The sequence below is a fragment of the Roseateles chitinivorans genome, from assembly GCF_050632235.1.
GTDB classification, from domain to species: Bacteria; Pseudomonadota; Gammaproteobacteria; order Burkholderiales; family Burkholderiaceae_C; genus Roseateles; species Roseateles chitinivorans_A.
Map to the genome: position 1 here is coordinate 473,441 of NZ_CP192584.1, position 24,326 is coordinate 497,766.

Genomic DNA, 24,326 nt, shown 5'->3' on the forward strand with positions numbered 1-24,326 from the left:
CGGCTGCTGCGTGTCTGTCGATGCAGGAAGTGAAGGGCGTCCCGGCGCGACCTGTCAGGCCGCGCCGATGCCGCCGAAGCTCATCAGCTTCAGCTCGGTGTATTCGTCCAGGCCGTGCCGCGAGCCCTCACGCCCCAGCCCGGACTGCTTGATGCCGCCGAACGGCACCGTCTCGCTCGAGATCGCGCCGGTGTTGATGCCGACCATCCCGGACTCGATCGCCTCCGCGACGCGGAAGCAGCGCGCCACGTCGCGCGAGTAGAAGTAGCTCGCCAGGCCGAACTCGCTGGCATTGGCCCAGGCGACGGCCTCGGCTTCGGTGTCGAAGGCCACCAGCGGCGCGACCGGGCCGAAAGTCTCTTCGTCCAGGCAGCGCATGCCGGCCTTCACGTCGAGCAGCACGGTCGGCTGCATGAACCAGCCGGGGCCGTCGACCGCCTCGCCGCCGATGCCCAGGCGTGCACCGCGATCCAATGCATCGCGCACGTGCGACAGCGCCTTGCGCCGCGCCGCCTCGTTGATCAGCGGACCTTGCGTCACGCCCTCGTCCAGGCCGTTGCCGGTCCGCAGCGCGCCGACGCGCTTGATCAGGCGCCTGGCGAAGTCTTCATAGACACCGCGTTGAACAAACAGCCGGTTGGCGCAGACGCAGGTCTGGCCGGCGTTGCGGAACTTGGAGGCGATGGCGCCCTCCACCGCGGCGTCGAGGTCCGCATCGTCGAAGACGATGAAGGGCGCGTTGCCGCCGAGTTCCAGTCCCAGCTTCTTCACCGTCGGCGCGCATTGCGCCATCAGCAGCCGGCCCACCGGCGTGGACCCGGTGAAGCTGAGCATGCGGACCGCCGGCGAGGACGTGAGCACCGCGCCGATCTCGACCGCGTCGCCGACGACCACGTTCAGCACGCCGACGGGGAGTCCGGCTTCGAGGGCGAGGTCCGCCAGCCGCAACGCGGTCAACGGCGTCAGCTCCGACGGCTTGAGCACCATCGTGCAACCGGCCGCGAGCGCCGGTGCGACCTTGCGCGTGACCATCGCCGCCGGGAAGTTCCAGGGCGTGATCGCGGCGCAGACGCCGACCGGCTCGCGCACCACGAGCTGGCGCCGGTCCGGCGAGGCCGCCGGGATCGTCTCGCCATGCAGCCGCCTGGCCTCCTCCGCATAGAAGCGGATGTAGCTCGCGGCATACACGATCTCGGCGCGCGCTTCCGCCAACGGCTTGCCTTGCTCGGACACCATGACGCGCGCCAGGTCCTCGGTCTCCGCGATCACGAGATCGAACCAGCGCAGCAGCACCTCGGCGCGGGCGTGGCCGCCGCGCCGGCGCCACTCGACCTGCGCGATGCGCGCCGCCTCGACGGCCGCCAGCGTGTCCTGCGCCGAGTCCTTGCGGACCTGCGCGACGCGCTCGCCGGTGGCGGGATTGACGACGTCGAACACGGCGCTCATCGCCTCAGGCCTTGCCGACGAAGCGGTAGAGCTCGGTGTGGTCCGCGCCGGCGCCCAGCGACTCCGACGCTTCGGCGGTCATCGCATACACGTCCTGCGCCAGCGCCATCGGCAGGCCCATCGCGCGTCCCAGCGACGCGGCGATGCCGACGTCCTTCGCCTGCAATGCCAGCGAGAAGCCCGAGTTGAAGGCGCCGTTCAGCATGAACTGATGGGCCTTGTTCTCGGTCGTGTTGTTGCGGCCGGTCGAGGCCTGGATCACGTCGACGATCGTGGCCGGGGCGATGCCGAAGGCTTCACCGACGTGGATCGCCTCTGCAGTCGCGATCAGGGCGGCGGCGGACACGTAGTTGTTCAACGCCTTCAGCGCATGACCGGCACCGACCGGTCCGACGTGCGTGATGGCCTTGCCCAGCGTCTCCAGCACCGGACGGACGCGCTCGAAGGCCGGGACGTCGCCGCCCACCATGATGGCGAGCGTGCCCGCGACGGCCTTCTTGACGCCGCCCGAGACCGGCGCGTCGATCAGCGTGATGCCGGACGCCGCCAGGCGCTCGGCGAGCGCGCGGGTCCGGTTGGGATCGGCGGAGCTCATCTCCACGACCACCGCGCCGCGCTTGAGCTGCGAGGCCAGCGGCCCGACGACGGCATCGACGATGTCCGAGTTCGGCAGCATGGTGATGAGGACGTCGCAGGCCGCGTAGTCGTCCGGAGCGCCGGCGCCGCTCGCGATGCGGGTGCCGGGATGCGCCTCGGCGAAGAGGGCCGCCGCCTCGGGCCGCGCGTCCTGCACGACCAGCGCATGGCCGGCGGCGTGCAGCAGGTGGGCCATGGGCGTGCCCATCATGCCCAGGCCGATGAATCCGATCTGTGTCATGGCCGCGGCTCCTCAGGCATCCATCTCTTTGAACACCTCGGCGGCAACGCGGAACGAGTCGATCGCCGCCGGCACGCCGCAGTAGATCGCCGTCTGCAGGAAGACTTCCTTGATCTCGTCGCGCGTCAGGCCGTTGTTGATGGCGCCGCGCACGTGCAGCTTCAGCTCGTGCGGTCGGTTCAGCGCGGTGATCATGGCCAGGTTCAGGAAGGAGCGCGTGCGGCGGTCCAGGCCCGGGCGGTTCCAGACGTCGCCCCAGCAGTACTGCGTGACCAGCTCCTGCATGTCGATGTTGAAGTCGGTGGCGTTCTTGATCGAGTTGTCGACGTACTCGGCGCCGAGCACCTCGCGCCGGGTCGAGAGCCCCTGGTCGAACAGGGCCTGGTTCTTCGGGGCGTACGCACGGGTCATCGGAAACTCCTGGTGATGGGGGTGGAAGGGACGCGTCGCCTGCCGCGCGTCGATGGGTCAATGTAGTCGGATTGTCTGACAATCCGACATTGGGAATACGTGGATTGAAAGCAGGCTGGTCGTGTTGTATGACAATCAGTCTGTATGAACATCAGGTGATCCGGACGTCCGGACATCGCCCGCCCACAGGTAGGATCCGGCCCATGAGCCTCGTGAAAGTTGCCCGGGAAGAGACGTCACTGCGCCAGCGCGCGACGCAAGCGCTCCGCACCGCCATCCTGGACGGCGTGCTGGCGCCGGGCCAGAAGCTGTCGGAGCGGGAGCTCTGCGAGAGCCTGGACGTCAGCCGCTCCTGCGTGCGCGAATCGCTGCAGCATCTGCAGGCGGAGGGGCTCATCACGATCATTCCGCACCGCGGGCCGGAGGTGACCAGCATCTCCCGCGACGAGGTGCGCGAGATCTACGAGGTCCGCGCCAGCCTGGAAAGCCTGGCCGGGCGCGGCTTCGCGACGAACGCGTCGGACGCCCAGCGCGCGGCGCTGCGCGCGACGCTGACCGATCTGGCGCAGGCGCACGGCGCCGGCGACCGTGCCCGGATCCTGACGATCAAGAACCAGTTCTACGACGTGCTGGTCGAGGGCTGCGGCAACACGGTGGCGGGGCAGATGCTCAAGCAGCTGAACAACCGTGTGACGGTGCTGCGCCGGATCTCGATGGCACAGCCGGGACGGCTGCCCGAGACGCTGCGGGAACTCGACGCGATCGTGACGGCCATCGAGCAGCGCGACGGCGAGCTCGCCGCGCGGCTGTGCGGCGAGCATGTGAAGCAGGCGGCGGAGAACGTGCTCCGCAGCATGGGCTGAAAGCAGCCGCCGCTCCGTCGGACGCGGCGGCATCGGGCCTCAGTCGGCGTACTGCCCCGACGCCTCGATCACCTTCTTCCAGCGCGCGACTTCGGTCTCGACGAAGTGCTTGTGGCCGGCCGGCTCGAGGCGGCCGTCGTTGACGACGCTGATGCCCAGCGCTTCCGAGCGCTTGATCAGGTCCGGGTCCTTCAACGCCGCCTTGAGCGCGTCGTTGAGCTTCTTCAGCACCGGCGCGGGCGTGTCCTTGGGCGCGTAGAGCCCGTGCCAGACGGTGACGCTGAAGTCCTTCAGGCCGGCTTCCGACAGCGTCGGCAGCGCCGCGAGCGCGGGCAGCGTCATCCGCTGGGAGCTGGTCACCGCATAGGCCTTGACCTTGCCGCCCTCGATCTGCGGCACGGCGTTGGTGGCCTGCTCGCACATGATGTCGACCTGCCCGCCCATCAGGTCGGTCATCGCCGGTCCGGTGCCCTTGTACGGGACCGAGGTCAGGTTGGTCTTCAGCGCCGACTGCAGCATCAGCCCGCACAGCTGCGACGCGGAGCCCACGCCGGCATGCGCGAGGTTGATCTTCGTCGGGTCGGCGGCGATGAACTTGCGCAGCTCGTCGAAGGTCTTCGCGGGCATGGACGGCTTGGCGATCAGCGTGGACGGCGCCTCGTTGATCAGGCCGAGGAAGGCGAAATCGTTGATGCCCTGGTAGGGCAGCTTGCGGTAGAGCGACGGCGCGGTCGCGAAGCCGATGTGGTGCACCAGCAGCGTGTAGCCGTCGGGCGGCGCCTTGGCCACGCGCGAGGTGCCCAGCGTGCCGCCCGCGCCGCCGACGTTCTCGACGATCACGGTCTGGCCGAGCTTCTTGCGCAGCGCCTCGCCCAGGTCGCGGGCGATCTTGTCCGACGGCCCGCCGGCCGCGAACGGCACGATCAGCGTCACCGGCTTGTCCGGGAACTCGGCCCGCGCCAGCGTCGTCACGACGCCCAGCGCCGCCGCGAGGCCGGTCAGCGCCAGCCGCCTGCGGATGTTCTTCATGCGTGTCTCCTCGATGTCCTCTGATGGGATCTGTGGCTCTGCCCGAGGCGACCGCCCCGGCCAGCACCGATCATCGAGACCCGCACCGCTTCACACCAATGCCGGATTTGTTGGCTTTGATGCCGCCCCGGCACTGCGGGGGCGCTGCGCGACGCGCGCGTTCATGCGGCATTCATCCCGGGATCAGGTCGAAGCGCCGTTGTCTCCGGCCGCCGCCGTCCAGAACGTCTCCGCCGCCGCGCCCATGGCACCGCGGTCGCGGTGCAGGCGGATGTCGAGGTCCAGGTGCCAGTCCTTGTCCCCCGCGACCACCAGGCGCCCGGCGGCCAGGTCGTCCCCGATCAGGATCTTCGGCAGCCAGGCCACGCCGCGCCCGTCCAGCGCCATGGTGCGCAGCACCGACGCCAGGTGCGCCGTGAACACCGGCTGCACGTTGAGCCGGTCCAGCGCCGCGCCCTTCACCTCGCGCAGCACGCGCCCCAGCCCCGATTCCGAGCTGTAGGCGAGCAGCGGCACCGCGGCACCCTTGAGGCCTTTGCCGCCCGTCAGCGGATGGATCGGTTCCCCGGTCGCGTCGGGCGCGCAGACCGGCAGCAATTGATCGTGGCCGACGACGACGCAGGCGAACGCCGCCTCGTCGAGCGGCCCCGGCACCTGCCGGTGACCGTGCGCGAGCACGAACTGCACCTGGCTCTGCAGCAGCAGCGCCTCGCATTTCTGCTGCGTGTCGGAGACGAGGTTCACCGGACCCACGCTGGTGCGGGCCTCGAGCGCGCGCAGCCAGCGCGGCATGAACGAGAACGACAGCGCATGCGTCGCCGCCAAGCGCAGCGTCTGCGAGCTAGCCTCCGCGATCGCGCGGGCCTCGCCCGGCACGCGGGCGACCTGCGCCTGCAGCTCCTGCGCGGTCTTGCGGAACCACAGGCCCGCGTCGGTCAGCCGCGCGGGCTGCGAGCTGCGGTCGAAGAGGTCCGTGCCCAGCCACTCCTCCAGCGCGCGGATGCGCCGGCTGAAGGCGGGCTGGGTCATGTGGCGCTCTTCCGCGGCGCGCGAGAAGTTCCCGCTGGCGGCCAGCACCATGAAGTCATCGATCCAGCTCAGGTTCAGCGTCATGGAGAAGGTACGGCGGTCGTTGCGGTCGTGGCGGGGGAGTGGCGGCGCGGGGCGGGGCGGTGCCCGCAAAGCATCAAAAGCTAAGAAAACTGAATTGGCCTGGCGAGGGGGCCCGGCGGGATCATGCGACCCGTTCCCAGCCAACCCGAAGTGGAGTTCCCCGTGAAGATCGTCGAGATCCGAGAAAAGACGCTGCCGATCAGCAGCCCCATCCGCAACGCCTACATCGACTTTAGCAAGATGACCCTGAGCCTCGTGGCGGTCATCACGGATGTGATCCGCGACGGCAAGCCGGTGGTGGGCTACGGCTTCAACTCCAACGGCCGCTACGGCCAGGGCACGTTGATGCGCGAGCGCTTCATCCCGCGCATCCTCGAGGCCGACCCCGATTCGCTGCTCGACAGCCGCGGCATCCTCGACGCGCACAAGGTCTGGGACGCGATGTTCACCAACGAGAAGCCGGGCGGCCACGGCGAGCGCTCGGTCGCCATCGGCACCATCGACATGGCGGTGTGGGACGCGGTCGCGAAGATCGAGGGCAAGCCGCTGTTCCAGCTGCTGGCCGAGCGCTACGGCACCGGCACGCCCGACCGCAAGGTCTTCGTCTACGCCGCGGGCGGCTACTACTACCCGGGCCAGGACCACGGCAAGCTCAAGGACGAGATGCGCAGCTACATCGACCGGGGCTACTCGGTGGTGAAGAAGAAGATCGGCGGCGCCTCGCTGGACGAGGACCTGCGCCGCATCGACTCGATCCTGAGCGTGCTCGGCGACGGCCAGAAGCTGTGCGTCGACGCCAACGGCCGCTTCGACCTGGACACGGCGATCGCGTATGCGAAGGCGCTGTCGAAGTACGACCTGTTCTGGTACGAGGAAGCCGGCGATCCGCTGGACTTCGAGCTGCAGGCGACGCTGCGCAACTACTACGCCAACCCGATGGCGACGGGCGAGAACCTGTTCTCCATGCAGGACGCGCGCAACCTGATCCGCCACGGCGGCATGCGGCCGGATCGCGACTGGCTGCAGTTCGACTGCGCGCTGAGCTACGGGCTGGTCGAGTACCTGCGCACGCTGGACATGCTCAAGGAACACGGCTGGTCCGCGAGCCGCTGCGTGCCGCACGGCGGACACCAGATGTCGCTGAACATCGCGGCCGGCCTGGGCCTGGGCGGCAACGAGTCCTACCCCGACCTGTTCCAGCCCTTCGGCGGCTTCCCGGACGGCGTGAAGGTGGAGAACTCCTACGTCACCCTGCCGGATCTTCCGGGCATCGGGTTCGAGGGGAAGTCGGATCTGTATGCGGTGATGAGGGCGTTGTCGGACTGAGTCCCGGGAGGGCATCAGCGACCCAGCATCACCTCGTGATGCCCCTTCCCCGCCGGGATCATCGGGAAGCAGTTCTCCGCCGGCGCGACGGCGACGTCGAGGAAGTACGGCCCGTCGCTCGCCAGGCACCCGGCGAGCGCGGCGTCGAGGTCCTCGCGCCGCTCGACGCGACGGGCCTGCCAGCCGAATCCCTTCGCCACCGCGACGAAGTCTGGCATGCACGCGTTGTAGCTGTGGCTGTAGCGCTCGCCGTGGTGCAGCTCCTGCCACTGGCGCACCATGCCCATGTGCCCGTTGTTGCAGAGCACGACCTTGACCGCCGCCCGATGCTGGCGCGCCGTGGCCATCTCCTGCAGGTTCATCAGGATCGACGCGTCGCCGCTGACGCAGACGACCAGCCGGTCCGGATGCGCCACCTGGGCGCCGATCGCGGCGGGCAGGCCGTAGCCCATCGTGCCCGCGCCGCCGGACGTCAGCCAGCGTCGCGGCCGCTCGAAGGCGAGGTGCTGCGCCGCCCACATCTGATGCTGGCCGACGTCGGTCGACACGATGGCGTCACGGCCCCTCAATTGCGCCTGCAGTCGCGTCATCAGCGCCTGCGGGGCGATCACGTCGGGGGTGTCCTCGAAAGCCAGGGAGCGCTGCGCCCGCCACGCGTCGATGCGCGTCCACCAGCCGGCGAGCCGCTCCCGCGGCATCGCGCGGCGCTCCAGCGCATGGCGCAGTCGCGGCAGCAGCACGCGCGCATCGCCGCAGAGCGCGAGATCCGCGCGGCGGACCTTGTCGATCGACGCCGGATCGACGTCCAGGTGGATCACCCGCGCACCGGGTGCGAAGCTCTCCAGGCGGCCCGTCACCCGGTCGTCGAAACGCGCGCCCGCGCAGACGATCAGGTCCGCGTGGTGCATCGCCAGGTTGGCCTCCAGCGTGCCGTGCATGCCGAGCATGCCCAGCCACTGCGGCGACGACGCCGGCAACGCGCCCAGGCCCATCAACGTCAGCGTGCACGGTGCGCCGCTGAGGGCCACCGCCGAGGCGAACGCCGCACAGGCCGTCTCGCCCGCATTGATCAGGCCACCGCCGCCATAGAACACCGGCCGCTGCGCACCTGCGATCCAGTCCGCGGCCAGCTCGACCGCGCGCACGTCCACGGCCGGCATTTCCCTGAGCGTCTTGATCGGCCGGTTCGCCGTCGACCGCGTCGGCGCCAGCTGGACATCCTTCGGCACGTCCAGCAGCACCGGTCCCGGGCGTCCGCCGCGCGCGATGTCCACGGCCTGGCGCACGCGAGCCGCCACATCGTCCCCAGGACGCAGTTGCGCATTCCATTTCGTCACCGGGCGCGAGATGCCGAGCGCGTCGCACTCCTGGAACGCATCCGTGCCGATCACCGCGCTGTTCACCTGCCCGCTGATGCAGAGCACGGGGACCGAGTCGCACAAGGCATCGAGCAGCCCGGTCGTCGTGTTGCTCATCCCCGGCCCCGAGGTCACCAGCACCACGCCCAGCCGTCCCGTGCTGCGCGCGTAACCCTCGGCCGCGTGCACCGCCGCCTGTTCGTGACGGACCAGGATGTGGCGCAGCCGCGGCTCGCCATGCAGCGCGTCGTAAAGCGGCAGCACCGCGCCGCCGGGATAACCGAAGACGGTGTCCACGCCGCAGGCGACCAGCGTGTCCAGCAGCGTCTGCGCGCCGTTGCGCGTCATGACTTCAGGGGCGCCCAGCACGGCGCTGTCGATCGATGCGTTCATGCGGGTCAGTATCCCGGGCCTCCCCGGGAAGCGTTGCCGTTCTTACCTCCTAGAATGGCCATCGCAGCAAACTTTCCTTCAGAGTTGCCATGGATCAGGAAATCAAGCTCGACAAGTTCGACCGCGCCATCCTGCGGGCCCTGCAGCGCAATGCGCGTGCGAGCCTGCAGGAGGTCAGCGAAGAGGTCGGACTGACGACGTCGCCCTGCTGGACGCGCATCAAGCGCCTCGAGGAATCGGGCGTGATCGAGGGCTACACCGTCAAGGTGAACGCCGAGAAGGTCGGCCGCCCGGAGCAGCTGATCGTCCAGCTCACGCTGAACAAGCACACCGATGCCGCGATGGCCGAGTTCGCGCGGCACCTCGAGGCGATCCCCGAGGTGATCGACGCCTATCTCGTGTCCGGGGACTACGACTACGTCCTGCGCCTGTCCGTCCGCGACACGCGCGACTACGAACGGCTGCTGCGCGAGAAGCTCTACAAGATCCCCGGCGTGCGGCACAGCAAGTCGAGCTTCGTGCTGCGCTGCCTGAAGGCGAGTTCGCTGCCGCTCTGAAGCGGTCGTCGTCACTTCGGCGCCGGCGTCTCCGGCACCTTCAGCAACCTCGTCATGTAGGTGCGCGACGCCGCCACGTGACGGCGAACCGCTTCGCTGGCAATGACGGGATCGGCGTGCCGGAGCGCCTGCAGCATCGCTTCGCCCTGCACGACGAGGATTTCGAGTTCAGGCGCCCACAGCGCCACCCGCGCGCGCCGGAAGGCTTCCAGCAGCCGCCCGCGTGACGCCTGCATGCCCAGGGCCTGGCCATTGCCGCCCAGCCGGCCCAGGTGCTCCTGCAACGCATCGTCCGCCGCCAGCAGCTCCCGCACGCGGCCGAAGCGCGTGGCCTCCTCCAGCGGGCGCAGCAATGCCGTCACGCCGGCCAGCGTCTGCGCCGAGCCGGTCCATGCCGCCCGGCAGGCCTGCGACAGCAGCATCGCCTGCAAGGCCTCGCGGACATCGAAGTACTCGTCGATGAACCGCGCGTCGACCGCCCGCACCACCGCCCCCTTGTTCATCCGCATGTCCACCATGCCGTCGCCCTGCAGCTGCAGCAGGGCCTCCCGCACCGGGACGTTGCTGACGCGGTAGTGCACGCTCAGCTCATGCAGCGTCAGGTGCTGCCCCAGCCGCCAGCAACCGTCCTCGATGTCGGCGCGGATCTGGTCGCGCAGCCGCAGATAGGTCGGCGTATTGATCGGGTGTGTGGAACGAACCATCGCGGCACTCCGTCCGGTGAATGTGGTGAATCACGGTTCACTCTACGGAGGAGTCGTCGGCTGTCGCCGCATTGAATCGGCCATGAATCGGCGTTTTTGCCGAAGCGCAATGAATGCGCAATGGGACATCGGATCGACTGCCTCATCGGCGCATTTGTCGCGCCGACGCCTACTGAATTGAGTCGAATCGGTCCCGAATCGAGGGCAGGGCCTGTGTCGTTTCCGCATCGGTGACCATCAAGCGCTACAGTCGCGACCGGGAGGTCTGCGACGCAGAGGCGAATGCCCGATGTCAAACACCCGAATGGAGCCCGTTGAATGGCCAAGTCCCTGAAGCAAGTCCTGTCCCAGATCGAGAAGCTGAAGAAGGAAGCCGACTCGCTGCGCGCGAAGGAGATCTCCGGCGTCGTCGCCCGCATCCGCGAGGCCATCGATCATTACGGACTCACGGCTGAGGAGCTGTTCGGCGCCGGCGCCACCAAGCCGGCCGGCCGGGGCAGAGCGGCCAAGACCGCCAAGGCCTCCGCGGGCGCGCGCAAGGTCAAGGCCCCGCGCGGTGCGGGCGCCCCGAAGTACCACGACGGCGCCGGCCACACCTGGACCGGCGTGGGCAAGCGGCCCAACTGGTTCAAGGACGCCCTGGCCGCCGGGAAGACGGCCGAGGACCTGCTGATCGGCTGACGCGCTGATTGGCCGAACGATCGGCCAGTCGGGGCGAGAGCGCCTCCCGGCGCTCTCGCCGGCTCACCAGACCCGGCAGCGCTCCGCGTCGGGTTTCACCATCTTCTGCCCCGGCTTGCAGTGGAACGCCTGTTCGAACTCGGGCATGTTCACCGCGACGCCGTTGATCCGGTAGCGCCCGGGTGAATGCGGGTCGGTCAATGCATGCACGCGCGCATACTCAGGCCGCGCATGGCTGCAGTCCCATTGCGCGAAGCCGACGAAGAAGCGCTGTTCCGGCGTGAGTCCGTCGCGGTCTCCCGGCGGTGTCGACATGTCCGCGATCTGCGCCTTCCAGGCCGCATGCGCCAGCACCAGGCCGCCCAGGTCGGCCAGGTCCTCGCCCAGCGTCAGCTTGCTGTTGATGCGGATGTCGTCGACGACCACGTACTGCGCGTACTGCTTCGTCACGCAGGCCGCGCGCTGCTCGAAGGCCTGACCGTCCTTCTTCGTCCACCAGTCGCGCAGGTTGCCCTTGGCATCGAACTGCCGCCCTTCGTCGTCGAAGCCGTGGATCAGCTCATGCCCGATCGTGCCGCCGGTGTTGCCGTAGTTGGGCGCGTCGTCCAGCTTCGGGTCGAACAGCGGCGGCTGCAGCACGCCCGCGGGGAAGTTGATGTCGTTCATCTGCGCGTCGTAGTACGCGTTGACCGTCTGCGGCGTCATGCCCCATTCGCCGCGGTCCAGCGGCTTGCCGATCTTCGCCAGCTGGCGCTTCAGCTCGAAGTCGTTGCCGCGCATCACGTTGCCGGCGAAGTCGTCACGCGCCACGGTCAATGCGCCGTAATCGCGCCAGCGGTCCGGATAACCCACCTTGTTGACGATCGCGTGGAGCTTCTCCACCGCGCGCTGCTTGGTCGTCGCGCTCATCCAGGCCAGCGACTGGATGCGTGCGGCCATCGCGTCCTCGATCTGCTGGGTCATCGTCAGCGTCTTGTCCTTCAGGTCCGGGCTGAAGTTGCGCGCGACGAACTCCTGGCCCAGCGCCTCGCCGAGCTGCGCGTCGACGAGTTCGACGCAGCGCTTCCAGCGGGCCTTCACCTGCGGCACGCCCTGCAGCGTCTGGCCGAAGAACTCGAAGTTGGCCTGGACCGCGGCGCCGGACAACGTCGGCGCCTGGCTGCTGACCAGCTGCCAGCGCAGATAGTGGCGCAGCGGCGCGAGGTCGCGCTGGCGCAGTTCCTTCGACAGCGCCTTGAAGAACGCCGGCTCGGTCACGTTGTAGGCCGCCTGCGGGTCCAGGCCCAGTCCGCGCTGGTACGCGGCCCAGTCGAAGCCCGGCGTCAGCGCCTGCAGGCGCGCCGCGTTCATCGGATGGAAACCCTTGTAGGGATCGCGCTTGTCGACGCGGCTCAGCGAGGCCCGCGCCAGCGCGGTCTCGATCGCCATCACCTGCTTGGCCTGTGCGCGGGCCGCCTCGGGCGCGTCGCCGAGCAGCTCGAAGCTGCGCGCCACATGGGCGATGAACTGCTCGCGCAGCGTGCGCGATTTCTCGTCGGTCTTGAAGTAGTACTCGCGGTCGGGCAGGCTCAGTCCGCCCGCGTAGGCGAAGGCGATCACCCGCGTCGAATCGGCCATGTCCTGGCCCGACGTGAAGTGGAACAGCACGCGCTCGTTGTTGGTCGCCAGGTGCAGCGCGGCCAGCAGCGCCGGCAGGTCGCGGCGGTCCTTCAGCGCCTCGATGCGCGAGAGCAGCGGGCGCAGCGGCGCGAGCGCGTGGCGATCGGCGGCGGATTCGTCCATGCAGGCGGCGAAGTAGTCGCCCATGCGGACCTGGTTCGCGCTGCGCTGCGGATCGGCGGCGGAGAGCTTGTCCAGGATGCCCCAGAGGTAGCGCTGGTTCTCATTGGCCATCTTGGCGTAGACCGACCAGCGCGCCTGGTCCGGCGGGATCGGATTGGCCGCCATCCAGCCGCCGCAGGCGTACTGGTAGAGGTCCTCGCAGGGATCGGCGCCGCGGTCCATCGCGGCGGTGTCGAGGCTGGGCGTGTAGGGCAGCTGGTCAAGCGGCCCTTCAGGCGCCGCGGCGGGGCCCGGGGTCGCCGCGGCGGGAGCCGGAGCGGCGTTCTGTGCGCGCGCGTCGGCGGCGGCGCCAAAGGAAACGGCCGCGACGAGCGCGGCCGCGGCGGTGCGGGCGAGGAGGTGAGAGGTCATGCTCGACAGCGGGAAGTGGGTGCTGCCGGGCATTCTCCGCCAGCCGCCCACCCCCGCGGGGTGCCGGACGACACCTCGGGTAGACCCGTCTTGGCAGGCGGGGCCTGCGCCGGGATCAGCCCTCCTTCGGCCCGCGCACCAGCAGCACCGGCACCTCGGCGTAGCGGACGATCAGCTCGGCATCGCTGCCCAGCAGCGCGCGCGACAGGCCGCGGCGGCCATGCGTGCCGAGCACGATGACCTCGCCGCCCCAGCTCCGGCACTCCTCGGCGACGAGGTCGCTGACGCGGGACGAGAGGCTTTCGCTGAGTTGCGTCGACACCCGCAGGCCCGCCGCGCCGACGGCGGCCGAGGCATCGGCGAGCACCTTCTGGCCGCCGGCGCGGATCTGCTCGAAGTTGTCCGGCGTGATGCCGAGCCCGGCGCTGGACATCATCGCGAAGGCCTGCAGGTCCAGCGCGTGCAGCAGGCGGATCTCGCCGCCGCTGAGCTTGGCCAGCCGGATCGCCTCCGCCAGGCCGGCGTTGGAGGTGGGGCTGCCGTCGACGGGAACCAGGATCTTGGCGTACATGGTTGTCGCTCCATCGGATGGGATGGACCCATGCTAGCCCCGGAAGCGCCGCGCGGCACGGCGGACCGTGCGCGCTGCGCCGCCGGCCGTCACTGCACGCTGAAGGAAGCGAGCGCCTTCGGGAACTTGAACAGCCACAGGTGGGTGAGGCGGTCGACCTCGTTGCCGCGCGTCACGCGCGACAGCACCGCGCCGGCCGCGCAGACACCGTCCTGGGCGATCACGCCGTTGACGTCGACCGTGCACTCGGTCGGATCGCCGGCGACGACCTTGCCCTTGGCATCGACCAGCACCGTCTTCAGGCCGAAGTCGTTGTCGTTGATCAGCGCCAGCGTGCTGCCGTCGACGATCGCGAGGCCCTCGGCCTTCTCGGCCTTCCAGCCGGCGGCGTTCAGGTCCAGCAGCACCGTCTTCTTCAGCTTCACGACGTTCGCCCAGCTCACTGCCGAAGCGGTCACGCCGTCGATGCTGTTCTTCTCGAGCTCGATGCCGATCGCGGCGATGTCGGTGGCCGTGGCCGGCACCTCGACCAGCATCAGGAAGTTGCGCACCGCGCCGGTCGCGTCGGCGCCCTGCTCCACCACGATGAACTTGCCGTTGCCCAGCGACACGAGATCGCCCAGCTTGGCGCTGCCGGTGCGGTTGCGATCCCACTTCTCGCCCTTGGCGGCGAGCGGATAGCTCAGCGGGTAGGCGTACAGCTTCGAGGTCTCGGTCTTCGGGTCGAACTCGATCCAGCGCGCGAACTGCGCGAAATCGCGGACCTTCACCTTGTCGGTGTTCTTGGTGTCCTGGTCCATGTCGGCGCTGTCGACGACCTCGATGCTCTTGCCGGCGTTGTCCACCGGGTCGATCGGGCTCTGCAGGAAGCCGTGCAGCTTGCCACCGGCGACATCCATCGCCAGGCCCTCCATGCCGCGGTTCGCTCGGCGGTTCTTCAGCACCTCCGGCAAGCTGCCCGCGGTGGTGCCGGGGGCATAACGCTTGATGATCTTGAAGGTCGCGGCGTCGATCTTGACGATGAAGGGGCCGTACTCGTCCGAGGTCCAGAACACCTTGTTGGCGTCGTCGTAGACCAGCGTCTCGCTGTCGAGGCCGTTGGCGTCGAAGGCGCCCTTGGTGCCGTCGTACTTCAGCGTGTCGGACAGCGGCACCTCGGCGCTGCTGCCGACCGTGCCGAAGGGCAGCGGACGGCCGGTGACGGCGGAGCCGTCGGCGTTCTTCAGCGGATTCAGCGCGGAGATGACCGCCCCGTCCTTGCCCAGCGTGATCAGGCCGATGGACGGCGAGAAGCTCGGCGCCGGGAACATCTTCGTCGTGACGACGGCGCCGTTGTCCGGACGCGGCGCGTTCGGGCTGTCGCCGTTGGGGCCGCGATCGGTGATGCCCCAGAACTCCAGCGCCCCAGCGGCGTTCTTGCCCTTGTAGACCAGGCCGGAGCCGACGGCCGGATAGAAGCCCTTGGGGAAGTCCTTCTTCGCGTCGGCGTTGGCGCCCTCGTAGGGCACGTACTGGTTGTCGGCGGCCTTGATCTGGAACTTGGTGATCGCGACGGCGCCGCCGGCGGTGGCTTGCGTGGCGCTGCTCGTCTCGGTCTTGCCCAGCAGCGTGGCCAGCGTCGATTCGTAGTGCTCGACGGCCGCCGCGCGCCGCTTGTCGCTCATCGCGCGCGCCGCATAGGCCTGTCCGTAGACGTCGGTCTGCCCGGCCGGCAGCAGCGCGGCGAAGGCCTTGTCGAAGTCGGCCGCGGCGGCGGCGAAGTCCAGCGTCTTGCCCGCCAGGGCGTCGTGCACCGCCGCCGGGATCCTGATGCCGTTGGTGGGATCGTCGTCCTCGTCCAGCGCCTGCAGGAACACCAGGCGGTTGCCGAGCTTGTCGTCCGTCAACGCGGCGGTGCCGGCCAGGTCGCCGACGGAGATCGTCTCCCCGCACTTCGCGCTGCCCACCGCCACGCCGCCGACGGTGAAGGCGACCGTGTCGCCGGTGGCACAGGTGAAGACGCCGTTGGCGGCGGTCTTGCCGCTGGTGCCGCTCGGTGCCAGGGTGTAACTGACGCCTTCCACCGGCGCGTCGACCAGACGCGACTGGATCGTGGGCACCGTGGGTTGATCGTCGCCACTGCCGCAGGCGGCGAGCGCCGCGACGGCAATCAGCGTCATCAGGGGCTGCCCCAGCCGGCGGATGCCGGCGGCCGAATGGACGGTCGTCTTCTTCATGTCGTGCTTTCGTGGATCGAGGAAGTCCGTCGCGGCCACGCCCGACGGGACAGGGCGGCACGCTAGTCAGCGCTGATGACGACGCTGTTAAGCGGCTTCACGAATCGACACGAATACGACACGAAGGCGGGATTTCCCCAGGGGCCCGTCCAGCGCAACGGCATACGCGCTCGGGCCGCCGGCAAGCGGGCTGGAAAGCAGAAAGCCCCGGCGCCGCGTCACGGGACGCGGTCCGGGGCCCCGGTCAACGGGCGGCAGAGGAGGTTCGCCCGTCGGCCTGGATCAACCGTTGACCTTGATGCGGTTGTTCACCGACTGGACGCCCTTGGCGGCCAACGCCATCGAGCCCGCGCGGTCGCGCGCGGCCAAATCCGGCGCGCTGCCGTCCAGCGTCACGTGGCCGCGTTCGGTCTCGACCTTCACGTCGAGCGCGCTCAGCTTCGGATCGCCGGCTAGCGAGGCCTTGATGGCCGTCGTGATCTGCGCGTCGTCGATGGCGGCGCCGGCCTTGTCGGCGGCGCGCTCCATCTTGGCGCCGGCGTTGTCCATGGCCTGCTGGGTGTCCTGCTTGGCAGCTTCGGACTTCTGCTCCATCTTGGAGATGCCGTCGTCCAGGCGCTGGCCGGCGGTGCGGCCGTCATCCTCGCGACCGCAGGCGGTCAGGGCGACGGCGGCCACCACGGCGGGCAACAGCAGGGACAGGGCGGCGGGGCGGGAAGAGTGCTTCATGGCGAGGTTCCTTTCGCGGGTGCGGAACTTCCGCAAACATTCCGCGGGTGGCCGCGGATCCATGACTTCACTCTAGTCAGCCCGTCGTCCACAACCGGTCGGTGCCCGCCGGAAGCGGCGGTCGCCCGGCGTCCCGGCCGGACGTAGGAGCCGACCTACAGCCCATCACCGCCTGACGACGGCGCGACGGCGGTCCGGCTACAGCCCGCCGCCGGCCGGCGACTGTCCGCCCTGCGCGGGACCCGCGGCAGGCGCCGGCGGTGTCGCCACCTCAGGCGCCCCCGACAGGCCGGGCATCGGGAAATCGATCCGCGGGATGTCCGGCTCGTCGCGCTTGAGCGGCAGCCAGGCGCACACCTCGGTGCCCTGCCCCGGCGCGCTGCGCAATCGCAGCTGGCCGCGCTCGGCCTCGACGCGGAAACGCATCCCCAGCAGCCCATGAGAACCGAGCGCCAGGCGGGCGGGGTCGAACCCCTGCCCGTTGTCGGTGACGATCACCATCGCCTGCGCGTATTCGCGCTTGAGCGCCACGGTCACCGCGGTGGCCTGGGCGTACTTGGCGGTGTTGGTCAGCGCCTCCTGCACCAGGCGGAACGCGGTCAGCTGGGCGCTGGGCACCAGATCGACCGACGGATCGAGTTCCACCGTGATCGGCACGCCGAGCCGCTCGGACATCTCGCGGCTGAGGATCTCCAGCGCGGGCACCAGGCCCAGCTGGTCGAGCGTGGACGGGCGCAGGTCCTCGATGATCCGGCGCTTGAGCGCGATGCCGCTGTTGAGCGTCTCGGTCAGGTGGTTGAGGCGCTGCATCAGGTCAGGCGCTCCGGCCTGCAGCTTGGGCCGCAGCCGCGCGACGTCGAGCTTGGCCGCCGTCAGCAGGGCGCCGAGCTCGTCGTGCAGGTCGCGGGCGAGCCGGGCGCGCTCGTCCTCGCGCGCGGTCTGCAGGTGGCGGGCCAGTTGCGTCAGCTCGGCGGTGCGGCGCGACACCTCGACCTCCAGCCGGTCGCGCTCGGATCGCACCTCCTGCGCCTGCTCGGCGCGCTGGACGTCGAGCGCCCGGCTCTTGCGCACGAACAGCACGAACACGATCAGGCTCAGCAGCGTCATGCCGGCCACGCCGATGCGGCTCATCATCAGCGTGTCGTAAACCTGACCGGTGCCGAGCGCGATCCGCCGGGTCTCGTCGGTCAGCAGTTCGGCCGAACGGCGCCGGATCTGCTCCATCTGGTCGCGGCCGATGTCGGTCATCATGAGTTCGCGGCCGGCGGTTTCCCGGCCGCTCTCGTAGAGCTTGAGCACCTCCTGCAGCTCGCTCAGCTTGGCGCTGACGGCGACGGCGATCTCCTTGCTGCGGCGTTCGGCATCGTCGGCGCCGACCTGCGCGTACATCCGCTGCAGGGAGCTCAGGCCCTGCGAGGCGTCCTCGGCCGCGAAGCGGTAAGGATCCAGGTATTCCGGTCGGCGGGTGATCAGGTATCCCCGTTGCCCTGACTCCGCGTCGGTCACGCGGGCGATCAGCCGGAGCAGTTCCATCCGGGCCCGCCCCAGCGTGTCCAGACGGTCCATCTGCGAGATGGCGCCGAAGTAGGCCAGCTCGCTGATCAGGATCATCAACAGGGCCACGAATACGCCGAGCGGCATCGCCCACGTCTTGCGACCCAGGTTCGTGACGGTGTCCTTCAGGCTCATCCTCTACACTCCCTGAGCGATTTCGCTCACTTGACCATCGCCACCATGATCCGAATCGCCATCGTCGACGACCACGCGATTGTCCGCGCCGGGCTGCGGCAATTCCTCTCCGAACAAGTCGACCTGCGCGTCACCGGCGAAGCCGGATCGGGCCGCGAGGCGCTGGACCTCGTGCGCGCCGGCGAGCTCGACGTGATGCTGATGGACCTCTCGCTGCCCGACCAGAGCGGCGTCGAGACCCTCGCCGCCATCAAGGCCCGCAAGCCGGAACTGCCGGTGCTGATCCTCAGCGGCTTCCCGGAGACGCACTACGCGACCACGCTGCTGCGCCAGGGGGCCAGCGGCTACCTCAACAAGGAATGCGACCCGGAAGAGATCGCCACGGCGATCCGCACGGTGTTCCGCGGCCGCAAGTACATCACGCCGGCCGTGGCCGAGCTGCTGGCCGAGGGCCTGGGCTCCCCGGCCGACCAGGCGGCGCACGACACGCTGTCCGAGCGCGAGCTGCAGGTCTTCCTGCGCCTGGCGCGCGGCGAGACCGTCGGTCACATCGCCGACGGCATGTCGCTGAGCGTGAAGACGGTGTCGACGTACCGGTCGCGCGTGCTGGAGAAGCTCTCGCTCAACACCAACAGCGAGCTGACGTATTACGCCCTCAAGAACGGGCTGATCGAGTAGCGGCATCGCCGGCGTCGCGGTGGGCCGCGTCGGCCAGGCCGCCGCAGTAGGCGAGCAGGTCCTCCAGCTCGGCCGATTTGTCGAACACCTTGTCGGCGCCCAGCGCGAAGCAGCGCTGGCGCATGTCCGGGGTGGCGTAGTTGCTGAGCACGACGCGGCGCGCGCCGGGCATGCGCTGGCTGGCGGCCTGCAGCACGTTGAGGCCGGTCCCCTGCGCCAGGAAGATGTCGATGATCAGCAGATCGCAGTCGGCATGCTCCTGCGACAGCCAGTTCAGCGCGCCGTTCTCGTCGACCGCATGGCCGAGGACGCGCAGGTCCACCATCTCCTCGAGCGTCGCCACCAGGTTCTCCCGGATGACGGCGTTGTCCTCGACGAGGAAACAGGTGAGGGCGGCGCTGGCGGGCTGGGCGTCCATGGAAAGACTCGCGTACTGCTTGGAACCACAAGCGGGTACGCGCAAACGGACGGGTTGCCCAGGCAGACCGTCCGTTTGCGCGGTGTATCCAGGGACGGGTGGTCAGGCCGCCCTCGGACACACGATCGGTGAATCGCGTCAGCGCATCAGTTGCGGATCGCGATCTCGTTCTTGACGCGCTTCACGCCCTTGACTTCACGGGCCAGGCGTTCGGCATCGGCCTTCTCGTTGGCGTTCTTGGCGAAGCCGGACAGCATCACCTCGCCTTGCAGCGTCTCCACGTGGATGGAGGAGGCGTCGACCGACTTGGCCTCGACGAACTTGGACTTCACGGCGGTGGTGACCGCCGCGTCGTCGACGTATTCGCCGACGGAGGATTGACCGCGCGTCACGGCGCAGCCGGGCAGCAGGGTCAGGGCGCCCACAGCAGTGGCCAGGGCGAGAACGGTGGCTCGAATCATCATGTTGATCTCCTTCGATTGATGAAAAGGCTCGGACTCACGCGGCGTGGCGGTCTGACGACACGACAGCAGGGGCCGGCTCGGCGAACGTCGCGGGGGCATGGTCCAGCAGATAAGGAAGCGCCGCTTCCAGACCCAGCACCGGTTCGTGGTCGCTGACCGTGGTCCATTGGACCTGGCAGGCGAATTCATGAACGTGCAAGGCGAGGGAATGGTGGTCGGCGATGCCCATCTGTCAGCTCCTTGTGCACCCCGTGGTGCGCTGGGATCAACTCTACGGATGCCGAACAGCCGGCCCTGTCGTCCGCGTCCGCGATGTCTTGTAGGACAAGCGGAAATGGCAATGCCGACGGGTCGAATGAGGCGTTGTCCTACAAGGCGTCGCGCAACGCCCCCACAGGGTGGGCGAGCCCCTGTTCTTAGGATGCAGGCATCGAACAAGAGACCTGAGACGAGAACAAGATGAACACCTTCTCCGCCGCCGTTGGAAGCGCCGCCCAGGCGCCGGCTCCCGCCCATCCGGACTTCCGCCCTTCCCATTGCGTGAACGCCGAGCTGCTGCTCTCCACGCCGCTGACGGTGGTGGTCAAGGCGCAGCTGTCCTACATCGACGCCGATGGCCGGGCGGACGTCCAGGAGCTCGCCCTGGTCATCCCGCGCAGCCGCTGCGCCGGCGACCATCCGTACTGGCCGGCGCTGCTGTCGGCGGCGACGGAGCACTGGCAGCGCTGCCGCGGCAGTGCCCGACACCTGTCGGCCTGCGTCGATGGCGAATGGCAGACGGTGCTGACGGCACAGACGACGCACTGAGCGGCACCCTCAAACTTCCCTAAGACAGGGCGCGGATAATCCGTCGCTGGCCGATCACGGCCCGACGATGATGATCCGACGCCCTGCTTCCTTTTCTCCGCCACGTTCCGCCCGCTCGCGATGGCTGCCATCGCTGCGACGTTCATGACGGGCTGCGGCACCTTCGGGCCGACCGCCGCCGAGCGCAAGAACTCCGTCTATCAGAACGAACGCTTCGCTTCGGACGAGACCTTCTCGCGCCTGTTCGATGCGAGCGTTCAGGACACCTGCGAGGCCGCGCGCCGCGCGCTGCTGAGCCAGGGGTACGTGATCGGCATCGCGCTGCCGGATTCGATCTCGGGCACGAAGCGCTTCCAGCCGGAAGGCGAAGTGCACGTGGAGATCAGCTTCACGGTGGTGTGCGTGCCGGAGGGCGGCAGCGGCAAGCTCGCGACGGCCTACGTGTCGGCGCTGCAGGACCGCTACAACGTCAAGCGCAGCGCGAACTCCACCAGCCTGGGCGTGAGCGCGATCGGCTCGATCTCGGTGCCGCTGTCGTCGTCGACGGAGTCGCTCGTCAAGGTCGCCTCGGAAACCATCCCCGCCGGGCAGTTCTACGACCGGTTCTTCGCGTTGATGCAGCGCCTGATCACGCAGCAGGGGACGGAGGACACGAGCGATCTGGACAAGACGGGCGGGTGAGTTCAGCGCCCGTCGCCTCACTCAAGACTTGCCAGCGCGCTCGCGATCTTCGCGTTCAGCGACCCTGATGCGAGCGAGCATTTCCTGGATCTCAGCCTCCAGCAAAGGGTCGGTATCGCCATATTCTTTGGACCCACACTCCTGTTGCGTAAGACGCCTCGCCTCTTCGGTCGACATGGGCCGGCATACGCGCGCGGCGATTTCCCAGGGGTTCATGGTGTGACCTCAATGTTATGGCTGCGAGCGTAGCGCTCGAATTGATCCCAGCAGTCGGACGGTTCCTTCAGTGCGAACTCTAGATGCATGCTGCGCCCGAAGCGCAACCAGAATTCCTCACCCCCAGGGCTTCGGAGGAGTTGCTTCAGATCCAAGCTTCCCAAGGCAGCCCGCGGCATCGACGGATGCTCCTTCAAGTCCTCCGGGAGAACTGCGTTGAACCCCATGCGCGCCCACACGAAGTAGCCGTTCATTGCCATGGGTCCGTCCAAGCTGCTGCGATCGCCAACTGCATGGACCGTCACCCTCGAGAAGTTGCCGAGCCGCTTGGCCTCAAGGAGCTCGATCGTCTGAGCGCCATCCGTCCAGTTCCGCCGCCCGACGTACTTCCACCGTCGACACATCAAACCACTTCTTCGTAATCTCATCCATCCGCACCGCCCCACCACGACAACATGGCGGAAAGTCTGGTGCGGAAAGTTCCTCCCAGAAACGAAAGAGGGCGCCTCGATGAGCGCCCTTTGACGAATCACAGGTGACAACCCACCTCCGGGTGGGCTATCTCCCCCATTTACTGTGGCGTCGATGCCTGCGGCTTGCCGGCCGTCTTGGTCTTCTCGATGACCAGGCCGCGGCGCTCCAGCAGCGGCTGGATCTGCGGCTCGTGGCCGACGACGCCGCGGAACAGCGTCAGCGCATCCTGGCTGCCGCCCTGCGACAGCAGCTTCGCGCGGAACGCGTCGCCCAGTTCGCGCTTCAGGCCGCCGTTGGCCTTGAACCACTGCACGGTGTTGGCGTCCAGCACCTCCGACCAGACATACGCGTAATAGCCGGCCGCGTAGCCGCCCATGATGTGGCTGAAGTAAGGCGTGCGGTAGCGCGGCGGCACCGCGTCGTAGTCATAACCGTCCTCGCGCAGCGCCTGGGCCTCGAAGGCCATCACGCCGTCGGCACCGGGCACCTGGTCCAGCGGCAGCTGGTGCCAGCGCTGGTCCAGGCTCGCGGCGCTGAGGTACTCCGTCGTCGCGAAGCCCTGGTTGAACTGCTTGGCCGCCAGCACCTTGTCCAGCAACGCGCGCGGCATCGGCTGTCCGGTCTTGTAGTGCTTCGCGTAGTTGGCCAGCACGCTCGGCCAGTCCGCCCACATCTCGTTGACCTGCGACGGGTACTCGACGAAGTCGCGCGGCACCTTGGTGCCGGCCATGCTCGGGTACTTCACGTTCGAGAACATGCCGTGCAGCGCATGCCCGAACTCGTGGAACATCGTCGTCACTTCGTCCCACGTCAGCAGCGTCGGCTTGCCGTCCGCGGGCTTCGGGATGTTGAGGTGATTCGCCACCACCGGCTTCTGGTTCATCAGCCCGCTCTGGTCGACGTAGGCATTCATCCACGCACCACCGCGCTTGGATGGCCGCGCGTACATGTCGGCGATGAAGATCGACAGCTGCGAGCCGTCCGCGTTGAACACGTCGTAGACCAGCACGTCCGGGTGATAGACCGGCAGGTCGTGGCGCTGCTTGAACTTCAGGCCGTAGAGCTGGCCGGCTGCGTAGAACACGCCGTTCTCCAGCACGTTCTTCATCTCGAAGTAGGGCTTGAGCTGCGACTCGTCGAAGCCGTACTTCTCGGCCCGCAACTTCTCGCTGTAGAAGCTCCAGTCCCAGGCCGCGAGCTGGAAGGTCGGCTGCTTGTTCGCCTTCTGCTCGCGATCGATGATGGCTTGCAGGTCCGCGCCTTCACGGCGCGCGGCACCGACCGCCGCCGGCGCCAGCTGGCGCAGCATGCCGTTGACGGCCTGCTGGTTGCGGGCGGTCTCGTCCTTCAGCACGAAGTCCGCATGCGTCGCGAAGCCGAGCAGCTTCGCGCGCTCGGCACGCAGCGACACGACGCGCGACACCAGCGCGGTGTTGTCGTAGGCGTTGCCGCGCGAACCACGCACCACCGAAGCCTCGTAGATCCGCTGGCGCAGCGCGCGGTTCTCCAGCTGCGCCAGCACCGGCTGGCCGGTCGTGTTCAGCAGCGCGATCAGGTACTTGCCGTCCAGGCCCCGCTCCTTCGCGGCGGTCGCGGCAGCGGAGATCTGCTCGTCGCTCAGGCCCTTCAGCTCGTCGAGGCTGTCGACGGTCACGGCCGAGTCGTTCACCTCCGCCAGCACGTTCTGGTTGAAGCGCGCGCCCAGCTGCGCCATCTCGGCGTTGATGGCCTTCATGCGGGCCTTGCCGTCCTCGTCCAGCTTGGCGCCGGCGCGCAGGAACTGGTTGTACTGGCGCTCGATCAGCCGCTGCTCCTGCGCGCCCAGGCCGAGCGCGGCGCGGCGCTGGTACAGCGACTCGATGCGCGCGAACAGCATCGGGTTCAGCTGGATCGCGTCGCGATGCGCGGCCAGCTTCGTCGCGTAGTCGGCCTGCAGCTTCAGGCGCGCGGGGTTGGCGTCCGCGCCGGTCAGGCTCATCAGCAGCGTCGTCGCCCTGCCCAGCGTGCGGCCGCCGCGTTCCAGCGCGACGATGGTGTTGTCGAAGGTCGGCGCCGCGGGGTTGTTCGCGATCGCGGCGACCTCGGCGAGCTGCTCGCTCATGCCCTGGTCGATCGCGGGACCGATGTCGGCATCGGAGATCTTGTCGAAGGGCGGGTACTGCAGCGGCAGCGTGCTCGGCGCGAGCAGCAGGTTCGCCACGGCCGGTGCGCTCGCCGCGACCGCGTCCCCAGCCGGTCTGGCAGTGGCGGCATTGTTGATGACGGGGGCCGCGACGGGCGGCGCCGTCTGGGCCATCACGGGAGCGGCGAGGGCCACGGTGGCGGCCAGGACGAAGGGAATCCTCATGGGAACGGGGCCCGTCTTGTGGGCGGGCATGCGTGTTGTGCGAGGTCGTCACCTTAGCCGATGCCCCTGCCGGATCCGAACGCCA

The 24,326-nt window shown here is 68.7% G+C and carries 25 protein-coding genes; 7 read left to right on the forward strand and 18 right to left on the reverse strand.

Annotation, left to right across the window (positions count from 1 at the left end):
* Positions 1 to 54: 54 nt before the first annotated feature.
* From ACQ859_RS02005 to pcaC, 3 genes are read right to left on the reverse strand one after another with little or no spacing between them, the layout of a single operon-like run.
* Positions 55 to 1,446 carry an NAD-dependent succinate-semialdehyde dehydrogenase gene (locus tag ACQ859_RS02005; protein ID WP_431264390.1) on the reverse strand — a complete coding sequence of 464 codons (1,392 nt, stop codon included), beginning with the start codon at positions 1,444 to 1,446 and terminating at the stop codon, positions 55 to 57.
* A gap of 4 nt (positions 1,447 to 1,450) precedes the next feature.
* Positions 1,451 to 2,323, reverse strand: a complete 873-nt coding sequence (locus tag ACQ859_RS02010) for an NAD(P)-dependent oxidoreductase (protein WP_431264391.1) — start codon at positions 2,321 to 2,323, stop codon at positions 1,451 to 1,453.
* Between the two features lie 12 nt (positions 2,324 to 2,335).
* Complete coding sequence (gene pcaC, locus ACQ859_RS02015; RefSeq protein ID WP_067280375.1) at positions 2,336 to 2,734, reverse strand: 4-carboxymuconolactone decarboxylase; 399 nt, start codon at positions 2,732 to 2,734, stop codon at positions 2,336 to 2,338.
* 203 nt (positions 2,735 to 2,937) lie between these two features.
* On the opposite strand from pcaC, the gene ACQ859_RS02020 reads away from it, so the two are divergent.
* The gene (locus tag ACQ859_RS02020) at positions 2,938 to 3,597 is read left to right on the forward strand and encodes a GntR family transcriptional regulator (protein ID WP_431264392.1); all 660 of its coding nucleotides are present in this window, start codon (positions 2,938 to 2,940) and stop codon (positions 3,595 to 3,597) included.
* Positions 3,598 to 3,636: 39 nt separating this feature from the next.
* Here the strand turns inward: ACQ859_RS02020 and ACQ859_RS02025 are convergent, their stop codons facing one another.
* Positions 3,637 to 4,626, reverse strand: coding sequence for a tripartite tricarboxylate transporter substrate-binding protein (locus ACQ859_RS02025; protein WP_431264393.1), 990 nt, complete (start codon positions 4,624 to 4,626; stop codon positions 3,637 to 3,639).
* Positions 4,627 to 4,809: 183 nt separating this feature from the next.
* Positions 4,810 to 5,739, reverse strand: a complete 930-nt coding sequence (locus ACQ859_RS02030) for a LysR substrate-binding domain-containing protein (RefSeq protein WP_431264394.1) — start codon at positions 5,737 to 5,739, stop codon at positions 4,810 to 4,812.
* A gap of 162 nt (positions 5,740 to 5,901) precedes the next feature.
* On the opposite strand from ACQ859_RS02030, the gene ACQ859_RS02035 reads away from it, so the two are divergent.
* Complete coding sequence (locus tag ACQ859_RS02035; RefSeq protein ID WP_431264395.1) at positions 5,902 to 7,065, forward strand: mandelate racemase/muconate lactonizing enzyme family protein; 1,164 nt, start codon at positions 5,902 to 5,904, stop codon at positions 7,063 to 7,065.
* Positions 7,066 to 7,079: 14 nt separating this feature from the next.
* On the opposite strand, the gene ilvB is transcribed toward ACQ859_RS02035, so the two are convergent.
* On the reverse strand, positions 7,080 to 8,816 hold the full coding sequence (ilvB, locus tag ACQ859_RS02040) for a biosynthetic-type acetolactate synthase large subunit (RefSeq protein ID WP_431264396.1): 1,737 nt from the start codon (positions 8,814 to 8,816) through the stop codon (positions 7,080 to 7,082).
* Between the two features lie 89 nt (positions 8,817 to 8,905).
* Here ilvB and ACQ859_RS02045 point away from each other — a divergent pair, with 89 nt between their 5' ends.
* Complete coding sequence (locus ACQ859_RS02045) at positions 8,906 to 9,373, forward strand: Lrp/AsnC family transcriptional regulator (protein ID WP_297532034.1); 468 nt, start codon at positions 8,906 to 8,908, stop codon at positions 9,371 to 9,373.
* A gap of 11 nt (positions 9,374 to 9,384) precedes the next feature.
* On the opposite strand, the gene ACQ859_RS02050 is transcribed toward ACQ859_RS02045, so the two are convergent.
* Positions 9,385 to 10,077: a GntR family transcriptional regulator gene (locus ACQ859_RS02050; protein WP_431264397.1), complete on the reverse strand. Its 693-nt coding sequence runs from the start codon at positions 10,075 to 10,077 to the stop codon at positions 9,385 to 9,387.
* Between the two features lie 318 nt (positions 10,078 to 10,395).
* Between ACQ859_RS02050 and ACQ859_RS02055 the strand changes: the two genes are divergently transcribed.
* Entirely contained in the window at positions 10,396 to 10,758 is a 363-nt protein-coding gene (locus ACQ859_RS02055; RefSeq protein WP_431264398.1) for an H-NS family nucleoid-associated regulatory protein, read from the forward strand.
* Between the two features lie 63 nt (positions 10,759 to 10,821).
* Here the strand turns inward: ACQ859_RS02055 and ACQ859_RS02060 are convergent, their stop codons facing one another.
* From ACQ859_RS02060 to ACQ859_RS02080, 5 genes are all read right to left on the reverse strand, one after another.
* The gene (locus tag ACQ859_RS02060; RefSeq protein WP_431264399.1) at positions 10,822 to 12,951 is read right to left on the reverse strand and encodes a M13 family metallopeptidase; all 2,130 of its coding nucleotides are present in this window, start codon (positions 12,949 to 12,951) and stop codon (positions 10,822 to 10,824) included.
* 115 nt (positions 12,952 to 13,066) lie between these two features.
* Complete coding sequence (locus tag ACQ859_RS02065; RefSeq protein ID WP_431264400.1) at positions 13,067 to 13,522, reverse strand: universal stress protein; 456 nt, start codon at positions 13,520 to 13,522, stop codon at positions 13,067 to 13,069.
* 89 nt (positions 13,523 to 13,611) lie between these two features.
* Positions 13,612 to 15,738 carry an esterase-like activity of phytase family protein gene (locus ACQ859_RS02070; RefSeq protein ID WP_431264401.1) on the reverse strand — a complete coding sequence of 709 codons (2,127 nt, stop codon included), beginning with the start codon at positions 15,736 to 15,738 and terminating at the stop codon, positions 13,612 to 13,614.
* 282 nt (positions 15,739 to 16,020) lie between these two features.
* Positions 16,021 to 16,467: a BON domain-containing protein gene (locus ACQ859_RS02075; protein ID WP_431264402.1), complete on the reverse strand. Its 447-nt coding sequence runs from the start codon at positions 16,465 to 16,467 to the stop codon at positions 16,021 to 16,023.
* A gap of 198 nt (positions 16,468 to 16,665) precedes the next feature.
* Positions 16,666 to 18,156, reverse strand: coding sequence for a CHASE3 domain-containing protein (locus ACQ859_RS02080; protein WP_431264403.1), 1,491 nt, complete (start codon positions 18,154 to 18,156; stop codon positions 16,666 to 16,668).
* A 45-nt stretch (positions 18,157 to 18,201) separates the two neighbouring features.
* Here ACQ859_RS02080 and ACQ859_RS02085 point away from each other — a divergent pair, with 45 nt between their 5' ends.
* Positions 18,202 to 18,834, forward strand: coding sequence for a response regulator (locus ACQ859_RS02085; RefSeq protein ID WP_067283393.1), 633 nt, complete (start codon positions 18,202 to 18,204; stop codon positions 18,832 to 18,834).
* Here the strand turns inward: ACQ859_RS02085 and ACQ859_RS02090 are convergent.
* The 3 genes from ACQ859_RS02090 to ACQ859_RS02100 form a co-directional block, all read right to left on the reverse strand.
* Positions 18,812 to 19,252, reverse strand: a complete 441-nt coding sequence (locus ACQ859_RS02090) for a response regulator transcription factor (protein WP_431259960.1) — start codon at positions 19,250 to 19,252, stop codon at positions 18,812 to 18,814. The two genes, ACQ859_RS02085 and ACQ859_RS02090, sit on opposite strands and share 23 nt — an antisense overlap.
* Positions 19,253 to 19,398: 146 nt before the next feature.
* Positions 19,399 to 19,713, reverse strand: coding sequence for a BON domain-containing protein (locus tag ACQ859_RS02095; protein WP_231993337.1), 315 nt, complete (start codon positions 19,711 to 19,713; stop codon positions 19,399 to 19,401).
* Between the two features lie 37 nt (positions 19,714 to 19,750).
* Entirely contained in the window at positions 19,751 to 19,945 is a 195-nt protein-coding gene (locus tag ACQ859_RS02100) for a hypothetical protein (RefSeq protein WP_431264404.1), read from the reverse strand.
* A 230-nt stretch (positions 19,946 to 20,175) separates the two neighbouring features.
* Between ACQ859_RS02100 and ACQ859_RS02105 the strand changes: the two genes are divergently transcribed.
* The gene (locus ACQ859_RS02105) at positions 20,176 to 20,523 is read left to right on the forward strand and encodes a hypothetical protein (RefSeq protein WP_431264405.1); all 348 of its coding nucleotides are present in this window, start codon (positions 20,176 to 20,178) and stop codon (positions 20,521 to 20,523) included.
* 120 nt (positions 20,524 to 20,643) lie between these two features.
* Positions 20,644 to 21,204 carry a DUF2242 domain-containing protein gene (locus tag ACQ859_RS02110; RefSeq protein ID WP_431264406.1) on the forward strand — a complete coding sequence of 187 codons (561 nt, stop codon included), beginning with the start codon at positions 20,644 to 20,646 and terminating at the stop codon, positions 21,202 to 21,204.
* Between the two features lie 21 nt (positions 21,205 to 21,225).
* Here ACQ859_RS02110 and ACQ859_RS02115 read toward each other — a convergent pair whose 3' ends face one another.
* The 3 genes from ACQ859_RS02115 to ACQ859_RS02125 all read right to left on the reverse strand — a co-directional run bounded on the left by ACQ859_RS02115 (position 21,226) and on the right by ACQ859_RS02125 (position 24,241).
* Positions 21,226 to 21,420: a hypothetical protein gene (locus ACQ859_RS02115; protein ID WP_431264407.1), complete on the reverse strand. Its 195-nt coding sequence runs from the start codon at positions 21,418 to 21,420 to the stop codon at positions 21,226 to 21,228.
* Positions 21,417 to 21,674, reverse strand: coding sequence for a hypothetical protein (locus ACQ859_RS02120; protein ID WP_431264408.1), 258 nt, complete (start codon positions 21,672 to 21,674; stop codon positions 21,417 to 21,419). Before ACQ859_RS02120 ends, ACQ859_RS02115 begins: the two co-directional genes overlap by 4 nt.
* Before the next feature lie 317 nt (positions 21,675 to 21,991).
* Positions 21,992 to 24,241, reverse strand: coding sequence for a M3 family metallopeptidase (locus ACQ859_RS02125; RefSeq protein ID WP_431264409.1), 2,250 nt, complete (start codon positions 24,239 to 24,241; stop codon positions 21,992 to 21,994).
* Positions 24,242 to 24,326 lie beyond the last annotated feature (85 nt).

Excerpts from the sequence above, each read along its gene's own strand:
- ACQ859_RS02090 (WP_431259960.1), bottom strand. The coding sequence starts at position 19,252 with ATGGACGCCCAGCCCGCCAGCGCCGCCCTCACCTGTTTCCTCGTCGAG.
- ilvB (WP_431264396.1), bottom strand. The coding sequence starts at position 8,816 with ATGAACGCATCGATCGACAGCGCCGTGCTGGGCGCCCCTGAAGTCATG.
- ACQ859_RS02075 (WP_431264402.1), bottom strand. The coding sequence starts at position 16,467 with ATGAAGCACTCTTCCCGCCCCGCCGCCCTGTCCCTGCTGTTGCCCGCC.
- pcaC (WP_067280375.1), bottom strand. The coding sequence starts at position 2,734 with ATGACCCGTGCGTACGCCCCGAAGAACCAGGCCCTGTTCGACCAGGGG.
- ACQ859_RS02085 (WP_067283393.1), top strand. The coding sequence starts at position 18,202 with ATGATCCGAATCGCCATCGTCGACGACCACGCGATTGTCCGCGCCGGG.
- ACQ859_RS02110 (WP_431264406.1), top strand. The coding sequence starts at position 20,644 with ATGGCTGCCATCGCTGCGACGTTCATGACGGGCTGCGGCACCTTCGGG.
- ACQ859_RS02045 (WP_297532034.1), top strand. The coding sequence starts at position 8,906 with ATGGATCAGGAAATCAAGCTCGACAAGTTCGACCGCGCCATCCTGCGG.
- ACQ859_RS02010 (WP_431264391.1), bottom strand. The coding sequence starts at position 2,323 with ATGACACAGATCGGATTCATCGGCCTGGGCATGATGGGCACGCCCATG.
- ACQ859_RS02070 (WP_431264401.1), bottom strand. The coding sequence starts at position 15,738 with ATGAAGAAGACGACCGTCCATTCGGCCGCCGGCATCCGCCGGCTGGGG.
- ACQ859_RS02055 (WP_431264398.1), top strand. The coding sequence starts at position 10,396 with ATGGCCAAGTCCCTGAAGCAAGTCCTGTCCCAGATCGAGAAGCTGAAG.
- ACQ859_RS02005 (WP_431264390.1), bottom strand. The coding sequence starts at position 1,446 with ATGAGCGCCGTGTTCGACGTCGTCAATCCCGCCACCGGCGAGCGCGTC.
- ACQ859_RS02020 (WP_431264392.1), top strand. The coding sequence starts at position 2,938 with ATGAGCCTCGTGAAAGTTGCCCGGGAAGAGACGTCACTGCGCCAGCGC.
- ACQ859_RS02105 (WP_431264405.1), top strand. The coding sequence starts at position 20,176 with ATGAACACCTTCTCCGCCGCCGTTGGAAGCGCCGCCCAGGCGCCGGCT.
- ACQ859_RS02060 (WP_431264399.1), bottom strand. The coding sequence starts at position 12,951 with ATGACCTCTCACCTCCTCGCCCGCACCGCCGCGGCCGCGCTCGTCGCG.
- ACQ859_RS02080 (WP_431264403.1), bottom strand. The coding sequence starts at position 18,156 with ATGAGCCTGAAGGACACCGTCACGAACCTGGGTCGCAAGACGTGGGCG.
- ACQ859_RS02030 (WP_431264394.1), bottom strand. The coding sequence starts at position 5,739 with ATGACGCTGAACCTGAGCTGGATCGATGACTTCATGGTGCTGGCCGCC.
- ACQ859_RS02120 (WP_431264408.1), bottom strand. The coding sequence starts at position 21,674 with ATGAACGGCTACTTCGTGTGGGCGCGCATGGGGTTCAACGCAGTTCTC.
- ACQ859_RS02050 (WP_431264397.1), bottom strand. The coding sequence starts at position 10,077 with ATGGTTCGTTCCACACACCCGATCAATACGCCGACCTATCTGCGGCTG.
- ACQ859_RS02025 (WP_431264393.1), bottom strand. The coding sequence starts at position 4,626 with ATGAAGAACATCCGCAGGCGGCTGGCGCTGACCGGCCTCGCGGCGGCG.
- ACQ859_RS02095 (WP_231993337.1), bottom strand. The coding sequence starts at position 19,713 with ATGATTCGAGCCACCGTTCTCGCCCTGGCCACTGCTGTGGGCGCCCTG.
- ACQ859_RS02125 (WP_431264409.1), bottom strand. The coding sequence starts at position 24,241 with ATGAGGATTCCCTTCGTCCTGGCCGCCACCGTGGCCCTCGCCGCTCCC.
- ACQ859_RS02100 (WP_431264404.1), bottom strand. The coding sequence starts at position 19,945 with ATGGGCATCGCCGACCACCATTCCCTCGCCTTGCACGTTCATGAATTC.
- ACQ859_RS02065 (WP_431264400.1), bottom strand. The coding sequence starts at position 13,522 with ATGTACGCCAAGATCCTGGTTCCCGTCGACGGCAGCCCCACCTCCAAC.
- ACQ859_RS02115 (WP_431264407.1), bottom strand. The coding sequence starts at position 21,420 with ATGAACCCCTGGGAAATCGCCGCGCGCGTATGCCGGCCCATGTCGACC.